This window comes from Bradyrhizobium sp. MOS001 (assembly GCF_004634465.1).
Taxonomy (GTDB): Bacteria; Pseudomonadota; Alphaproteobacteria; order Rhizobiales; family Xanthobacteraceae; genus Bradyrhizobium; species Bradyrhizobium barranii.
The window spans coordinates 1-7,631 of the sequence record NZ_SPVJ01000096.1; the positions used below are offsets into that span (position 1 = coordinate 1).

The 7,631-nt window shown below is 64.6% G+C and carries 8 protein-coding genes; 6 read left to right on the forward strand and 2 right to left on the reverse strand.

Features of this window, described 5'->3' with window-relative positions; genetic code table 11:
• The 5 genes from CT676_RS42375 to CT676_RS42395 all read left to right on the forward strand — a co-directional run.
• A partial coding sequence (locus CT676_RS42375; protein ID WP_135217215.1) for a helix-turn-helix domain-containing protein occupies positions 1-165 on the forward strand: 165 nt, incomplete at its 5' end.
• A gap of 117 nt (positions 166-282) precedes the next feature.
• Entirely contained in the window at positions 283-2,085 is a 1,803-nt protein-coding gene (locus CT676_RS42380) for a sensor histidine kinase (RefSeq protein WP_085402643.1), read from the forward strand.
• Positions 2,082-2,606, forward strand: a complete 525-nt coding sequence (locus CT676_RS42385; RefSeq protein ID WP_063980740.1) for an HPr kinase/phosphatase C-terminal domain-containing protein — start codon at positions 2,082-2,084, stop codon at positions 2,604-2,606. The genes CT676_RS42380 and CT676_RS42385 overlap by 4 nt, the downstream gene beginning before the upstream one ends.
• A 133-nt stretch (positions 2,607-2,739) precedes the next feature.
• Positions 2,740-3,141 carry a PTS sugar transporter subunit IIA gene (locus CT676_RS42390; protein ID WP_007597752.1) on the forward strand — a complete coding sequence of 134 codons (402 nt, stop codon included), beginning with the start codon at positions 2,740-2,742 and terminating at the stop codon, positions 3,139-3,141.
• A complete protein-coding gene (locus CT676_RS42395) occupies positions 3,138-3,464 on the forward strand; it encodes an HPr family phosphocarrier protein (protein WP_063980739.1) in 327 nt (108 codons plus the stop codon). Before CT676_RS42390 ends, CT676_RS42395 begins: the two co-directional genes overlap by 4 nt.
• 160 nt (positions 3,465-3,624) lie before the next feature.
• Here CT676_RS42395 and CT676_RS42400 read toward each other — a convergent pair whose 3' ends face one another.
• Positions 3,625-5,250: a glycosyltransferase family 39 protein gene (locus CT676_RS42400; protein ID WP_135217217.1), complete on the reverse strand. Its 1,626-nt coding sequence runs from the start codon at positions 5,248-5,250 to the stop codon at positions 3,625-3,627.
• A gap of 126 nt (positions 5,251-5,376) precedes the next feature.
• Here CT676_RS42400 and lepA point away from each other — a divergent pair, with 126 nt between their 5' ends.
• A complete protein-coding gene (gene lepA / locus CT676_RS42405; RefSeq protein WP_085402644.1) occupies positions 5,377-7,188 on the forward strand; it encodes a translation elongation factor 4 in 1,812 nt (603 codons plus the stop codon).
• Positions 7,189-7,197: 9 nt separating this feature from the next.
• Here lepA and CT676_RS42410 read toward each other — a convergent pair whose 3' ends face one another.
• On the reverse strand, positions 7,198-7,410 hold the full coding sequence (locus CT676_RS42410) for a hypothetical protein (protein ID WP_135217216.1): 213 nt from the start codon (positions 7,408-7,410) through the stop codon (positions 7,198-7,200).
• Between the last annotated feature and the right edge of the window lie 221 nt (positions 7,411-7,631).

Genomic DNA, 7,631 nt, shown 5'->3' on the forward strand with positions numbered 1-7,631 from the left:
CGCAACGCGCTGATGGACGCCGCCTATGACGACCAGGTCTATGTCGACGACCGCACCATCGACAGCCACATCAAGCGGCTGCGCAAGAAGTTCAAGGTGACCGACAACGAGTTCGAGATGATCGAGACGCTCTACGGCGTCGGCTACCGCTTCAAGGAAGCCTGAGGCTCACGCGCCTTCACGAAAGACTGAGAGCATCGCCGGTTCTCGTTCCATCGGGACCGGGATGGCTCTAGGATGCGGGGACCCTTCGCACGAGATGTCCTAACGCGGGCGTAAGCATTGCTTGACCGAACGCAGCCTGACGAGAACCAGAATGCCGGGGATATCGCATCCGACGGCGTACCGGAGCACGTCGCCGACGACAAGCCGGCCGCGCAAGGTTGGCGGCCGCTGTCCTGGCTGACGCGCGCCGGTCAGTATTTCTTCGCACTCTCCTTCTCGAGCCTGACCCGCCGCATCGTCTCGCTCAACCTCGCCGGCCTCGTCGCGCTGGTCGCGAGCATTCTCTATCTCTCGCAGTTCCGCGCCGGCCTGATCGACGCGCGTGCGCAGAGCCTGCTGGTGCAGGCCGAGATCATCGCCGGTGCCATCGGAGCGTCGGCGACCGTGCAGACCAACGCGATCACGGTCGATCCTGACCGCCTGCTCGATCTGAAGCTCGGCGACAGCTACGGCGAATCCGACGATTATTCGGCGCTGAACTTTCCGATCAGCCCGGAGCGCGTGGCACCCGTGCTGCGCACGCTGATCTCGCCGACCAAGACCCGCGCACGGATATTCGATCCCAACGGGACGGTGCTGCTCGACAGCCGCGACCTCGAGAACGTGCTGATCTTCCCGTTGCCGCCGCCATCGCAGAAGCCCGGCGTGATCGAGCGCGGCCTGACCTCGGTGCGCCTCTGGATCAACCGCGGTGACCTGCCGCTGTATCGCGAGCTCGGGCGCGAGAATGGCAATGGCTATTCGGAAGTGAGCGACGCGCTCCAGGGCCAGAAGCGTTCGATGGTGCGGGTCAATTCGCGCGGCGAGGTGATCGTCTCGGTCGCAGTCCCCGTGCTGCGCTCGCGCGCCATCCACGGCGCCCTGATGCTGTCGACGCAGGGCGACGACATCGACCAGATGGTCACCGCCGAGCGCCTGGCGATCCTGAAGGTCGGCGGCGTCGCTGCCGCGGTCATGATCATGCTGTCGCTGCTGCTCGCCAGCACGATCGCAGGTCCGGTGCGCCGGCTCGCCGACAGCGCCGAGCGCGTCCGCCGCCGCATCAAGGCCCGCATCGAGATTCCCGACTTCACCCGGCGCCGCGACGAAATCGGTCACCTTTCCGGCGCGCTGCGCGACATGACCAGCGCGCTCTACAGCCGCATCGAGGCGATCGAGATGTTCGCCGCCGATGTCGCGCATGAACTGAAGAACCCGCTGACGTCGCTGCGCTCAGCGGTCGAGACGCTGCCGCTGGCGCGCAACGAGACCAGCCGCGCGCGCCTGCTCGAGGTGATCGAGCATGACGTCAAGCGGCTCGATCGCCTCATCTCCGACATCTCCGACGCCAGCCGCCTCGACGCCGAATTGCAGCGCCAGGATGCGGTCCGGGTCGACCTGCGCCGCCTGCTGACGACGCTCGTGTCCGTCGCCAATGAAACCAAGCTCGGCCATGACGTCGCGGTCGAAACGCGCTTCGAAGGCCGCGGCGCGACCGACGCGTTCTCCGTGACCGGGCACGATTCGCGGCTCGGGCAGGTGGTCTCCAACCTGCTCTCCAACGCGCAGTCATTCTCCGAGCCCGGCAGCAAGGTGCGCCTCACCTGCCGCCGCGTCCGCTCCGAGATCGAGATCGTGGTCGACGACGACGGTCCCGGCATCCGCGACGACGCGCTGGAGCGCATCTTCGAGCGCTTCTACACCGACCGTCCGCACCAGGGCTTTGGCCAGAACTCCGGCCTCGGCCTGTCGATCTCCAAGCAGATCGTCGATGCCCATGGCGGACGCATCTGGGCCGAGAACCGCCCGGGCCCGGCGGACGAGGACGGAGCGCCTACGGTTGTCGGCGCGCGTTTCGTGGTGAGGCTGCCGGCGCTATGAGCGACGGTGGCCCCAGCGTTCACGCCTCCGCAGTCAAGGTCGGGACTCTGGCGGTGCTGATCCGCGGGCCCTCAGGCTCCGGCAAGTCGCGCCTTGCCTTCGATTTGATCATGGCGGGACGCGCCGGCGTGGTCGAAAGGGCCGTTCTGGTCGGCGATGACCGTGTCCATCTGGCGACAGTCGGCGACGAAATTGAAGTCCGCCCCGCGCCGCTGCTGGCCGGCCTGATCGAGATTCGGGGACTGGGAATCCGCCGCTGCGACTTCGTGGAGCATGCGACCGTCGGCCTCGTGGTCGATCTGGACGCCGCCGACGCAGAACGGCTGCCTGCGGCGGAATCGCTGAAAACAAGCATTTTCGGTGTCGAAATACCGCGAATCCCCGTCGGGCGCGACTATTCGCCCCTCCCTTTGGTTGTTGCGGCCTTGACCACTACCAAGAGTTCATCTTCCGTTAACCCTTCAGGCGATTGTTTGAAGGGAAATGGTAACCATATGAACCCCACTATCGCGACCGAATAGACCGGCGCAGCTCCCCTCATCCATCCGTCTAGTTTCAGGGAGATACGCAACATCCCCTCTTGCGCGGGGGCTCTGGATGGTCAAAGTGGCGCGTTCGTGCGGTGCACCAAAAGCGCCCGCGAGGAGTTTTCCGATGATTGGTCTAGTACTTGTGACCCACGGGCGCCTTGCCGACGAATTCAAGGCAGCGCTTGAGCATGTCATGGGCCCACAAAAGCAAATCGAAGCGATCACGATCGGTGCCGAAGATGATTCCGATCTCTGCCGAAGCGACATCATCGAGGCGGTCAACCGCGTCGATTCCGGCGACGGCGTCGCGATCCTCACCGACATGTTCGGCGGCACGCCGTCGAACCTTGCAATATCCTGCATGAGCCGGCCGAAGGTCGAGGTGCTCGCGGGCATCAACCTTCCCATGCTGGTGAAGCTTGCCAAGGTGCGCGAGGAGCGTCCGCTGCCCGACGCGATCGCGATGGCCCAGGAAGCGGGTCGCAAATACGTCACCATTGCCAGCCGCGTGCTCGCCGGCAAATGAGCGACGACGCGCCGCTCGGAAACCAGGCCGGGACAGGCGTGCCGGCGGGAGCCATTTCCAAAGACCTCCTGATCATCAACAAGCGCGGCCTGCACGCCCGCGCCTCGGCGAAATTCGTCCAGGCGGTCGAGCGCTTCAACGCGCAGGTGTGGGTGACGCGCGGCGGCGAGACCGTCGGCGGCACCTCGATCATGGGCCTGATGATGCTGGCCGCAGGACCGGGCACGACGATCACGGTCGCCGCCGCCGGTGACGATGCCCAGGCTGCGCTTGCGGCGATTACCGAGCTCGTTGAGAGCAAGTTCAACGAGGAAGGGATCTGAGCCACGCGCTCAGTGCCGTAGGGTGGGCAAAGGCGCGAAGCGCCGTGCCCACCATCTCGCGACAATCGCCATAGAAGTGGTGGGCACACTTCCGCCGTCGCTCTTCGAGCTATGGCGGACAAGTCGCTTTGCCCACCCTACGAGACCGACAACGCCGAAATCACTTCGCCGGCGGCGCGATGTAGATATTCCAGCTCATCGCCGGGCCGGCCTTGCCGTGGGTGAAGCGGCGCGTCGTCATCACGATGCGCTCGGCGTTCGGCGCGATCTCCGAGACCCATTTCTCGAACGCCGGGAGGCGGCCATCGGTCGGATCGAACACGCCGATGAAGCCATACTTCTTGGCATCCTCGCGCGACGTCAGCCCGGAATCCCAGGCTTCGAGCGGCATCAGCGCGGCGGGATGATCGGGGCTGTAGAACACCATCGGCTGGATCGACTCCATGGTGCCGGCGACGACCGCCCAGCGCGAGCCGAAACGCGTGTGCCAGGCCTGCGTCAATTCATGCGCCAGCTCCGAGCGCGCGCCGTAGGTCGCCGTATTGCTGGCATTGGCCGCCATCTCGCGCGCGGCGATCCAGGGCGAGGCGGCGAGCGTGGCGACGCTGAGCACGAGCCAGATCGCGGCGATGTTGAACAGGGCCGCACTCTGCACCCGCAGCGCCGGGATCGCGACCAGTGCCAAGGGCACCAGGAAGAACAGCGAGATGCCCCAATCGGTCTTCATGTAGATGCTGAAGGCCAGCGCGCCGAGCGGCGGGCCGAACGCGACGATGATCTGGATGATCCAGACGTTCAACGCCTGCGCAACATTGACGCCGGGATTGGCGCCGCGCCCCCAGGCGCGCGTGACGATGCGTAACGGTGCGCGCAGCAGCAGCGTGAACCAATGCGGCACCAGCGCCATTGCGAGAGCGGCCAGCGCCACCGGCAACGCCAGCAGCGCCAAATTATGCAGGGCGTAGCCCGCCACGAGCTGATGGACCTGGCGGCTGTCATCGAGGCTGTAGGTATCGCCGGCATAGGTCAGCGGCACGAAATGCACGCCCGCAAGCCAGACGATGTGCGGGATCATCGCCACCACCATCGTCACGATCGCCACCCACGGCGCCGGCGACAGCAGGAATCGCAGCCGATCGGGATGAATCAGCGCGGCAAGGCCGATGGCGCCGATCATGGTCAGCACCCAGTATTTCGTCATCAGCGCCAGCGCGCCGGCGAGCCCGAACCAGATACCGGACTGCCAGGTCCGCTTCTCGAAGGCGTTGAGATAGGCGAGCACGAGCAGCGGCAGCGTGACGAGCTGGAGCAGGTCGGGGTTGTACTTGAAACCCTTGAAATTGAAGATCGGATAGAGCGCGACCATCACCACGACCAGGAACGCGCGCCGCGCGTCCACGACGCGCAAGCTCAGCAGCCAGCAGATCACCATGCCGACGCCGATGGTCGCCATCGCCAGCGCATAGGTCGCCCAGTCCGCAGCCGGGAACACCTTGAACCAGAGGCCGGCGACCCAGCCCGACAGCGGCGGGTGCTTGCCGTAGCCCCACAGGAACTCCTGGCCCCAGCCATAGGCTTCTGCGACGTCCATGTGAACGTCCTGCGCTGCCTTGAGATTGATCAGGATGAAGGTCCAGATCACCGCATGCAGGATGGCGAGCTGGATCACCAGCCAGAGCCGCGCTTCGGGCCGGATCGCGCAGGCGACCAGCCAGGCCCGGAAGCGGTTAAGGCTCACCCGGGCTTTTACGCGTGTTCGGGCGGAGGGGATCGAGGTCGTGGACATGAGCCTGGACATGGGCCGTTGCGTAGCGCGTTTTGGGCCCTCGTGGAATCAGCTTGGCGTGAAGAAAGGCCCTGAAAATACAGCAATATGGTTGCCGCACGGGGATGTGAGTGGTATCCCGCGCCCATGACGACCGTCCCCATTTCCAACATCCGCAACTTCTCCATCGTCGCCCATATCGACCATGGCAAGTCGACGCTGGCCGACCGCCTGATCCAGATGACCGGCGGCCTCACCGACCGCGAAATGGCGGGCAAGGAGCAGGTGCTCGATTCTATGGACATCGAGCGCGAGCGCGGCATCACCATCAAGGCGCAGACGGTCCGCCTTGCCTACCACGCCAAGGACGGCAAGGATTACATCTTCAACCTGATGGACACGCCCGGCCATGTCGACTTCGCCTACGAAGTCTCGCGGTCGCTGGCGGCCTGCGAGGGTTCCCTGCTGGTGGTCGACGCCAGCCAGGGCGTCGAAGCGCAGACGCTCGCCAACGTCTACCAGGCGCTCGACAACAACCACGAGATCGTCCCGGTCCTGAACAAGGTCGACCTTCCCGCGGCCGAACCCGAGAAGATCAAGCAGCAGATCGAGGACGTCATCGGCATCGATGCCTCCGACGCCGTGATGATCTCGGCCAAGACCGGCCTCGGCGTCCCCGACGTGCTGGAAGCCATCGTCACCCGCCTGCCGCCGCCAAAGGGCGACCGCGACGCGACCTTGAAGGCGCTCTTGGTCGACAGCTGGTACGACGTCTATCTCGGCGTGGTCGTGCTGATCCGCGTCGTCGACGGCGTCATGAAGAAGAGCCAGCGCATCCGCATGATGGGCACAGGCGCGGCGTATGACGTCGAGCGCGTCGGCTTCTTCACCCCGAAGATGGAGCAGGTCGACGAGCTCGGCCCCGGCGAGATCGGCTTCATCACCGCGGCGATCAAGGAAGTCGCCGACACCCGCGTCGGCGACACCATCACCGACGACAGGAAGCCGGTCACCGAAATGCTGCCGGGCTTCAAGCCGGCGATCCCGGTGGTGTTCTGCGGCCTGTTCCCGGCCGACGCCAATGACTTCGAAACGCTGCGCGGGGCGATGGGCAAGTTGCGCCTTAACGACGCGAGCTTCTCCTACGAGATGGAAACCTCGGCTGCGCTGGGCTTCGGCTTCCGCTGCGGCTTCCTCGGGCTGTTGCACCTCGAGATTATCCAGGAGCGGCTGTCGCGCGAGTTCGACCTCAATTTGATCGCGACCGCGCCAAGCGTGATCTACAAGATGCACCTGACCGACGGCCAGGAGATCTCGATCCACAATCCCGTCGACATGCCCGACGTGGTCAAGATCGCCGATATCGAGGAGCCCTGGATCGAGGCCACCATCCTCACTCCCGACGAATATCTCGGCAGCGTGTTGAAGCTGTGCCAGGACCGCCGCGGCGCGCAGAAGGAGCTGACCTATGTCGGCTCCCGCGCCATGGTGAAGTACGATCTGCCGCTCAACGAAGTCGTGTTCGACTTCTACGACCGCCTGAAATCGGTCTCGAAAGGCTACGCCTCGTTCGACTATCACCTGACCGACTACAAGGTGGCCGATCTCGTCAAGATGCAGATCCTGGTCAACAACGAGCCGGTCGACGCGCTGTCGATGCTGGTGCATCGCACCCGCGCGGAGGGGCGCGGCCGCGCCATGGTCGAGAAGATGAAGGAGCTGATCCCGCCGCACATGTTCCAGATCCCGATCCAGGCGGCGATCGGCGGCAAGGTGATCGCGCGCGAGACGGTGCGCGCCCTGCGCAAGGACGTCACCGCGAAGTGCTACGGCGGCGACATCACGCGTAAGCGGAAACTTCTGGAGAAGCAGAAGGAAGGCAAGAAGAAGATGCGGCAGTTCGGCAAGGTCGACATCCCGCAGGAAGCCTTCATTGCCGCGTTGAAGGTGGATAGCTGAGGCGAACGCTCAGGCCACTCCGGACCCGACGAGATCGGGGCCCGGCCCGACATAGCGGGGGCAAGCAAAATTCGCGAAAACAACCCCATGCACAGTAGCCGCGCCCTTGTCGGCATTGGGTTTTTTCGATTTTACGAAATCGATTTGACCCGTCGGGCAAAACAGGGGCATGATGGCATCATGGCAGCGGGTGTCCAGCAGGCGTCCATCAGAACGCACCATCTCCGCCGCCGACCGATTGGCAACCTTTGAATTCGATATCCAGGCGCCACGTCGGTGACGGCCTGCTTCGGCTTCTGACCCGTCAGCCGACCTGCCAAGCACTGCTCCTCGAAGACCGCTTTTGACCCTGGCTGTGTGAAAAGCCACGAGTCGGTTACGATTCCTCCGTTTCCTGATGGGGGATATGGATGGGACGCTTCGTTGAAGGCGCGGACAGATCC

Excerpts from the sequence above, each read along its gene's own strand:
- CT676_RS42385 (WP_063980740.1), top strand. The coding sequence starts at position 2,082 with ATGAGCGACGGTGGCCCCAGCGTTCACGCCTCCGCAGTCAAGGTCGGG.
- CT676_RS42390 (WP_007597752.1), top strand. The coding sequence starts at position 2,740 with ATGATTGGTCTAGTACTTGTGACCCACGGGCGCCTTGCCGACGAATTC.
- CT676_RS42395 (WP_063980739.1), top strand. The coding sequence starts at position 3,138 with ATGAGCGACGACGCGCCGCTCGGAAACCAGGCCGGGACAGGCGTGCCG.
- CT676_RS42400 (WP_135217217.1), bottom strand. The coding sequence starts at position 5,250 with ATGTCCACGACCTCGATCCCCTCCGCCCGAACACGCGTAAAAGCCCGG.
- lepA (WP_085402644.1), top strand. The coding sequence starts at position 5,377 with ATGACGACCGTCCCCATTTCCAACATCCGCAACTTCTCCATCGTCGCC.
- CT676_RS42410 (WP_135217216.1), bottom strand. The coding sequence starts at position 7,410 with ATGGTGCGTTCTGATGGACGCCTGCTGGACACCCGCTGCCATGATGCC.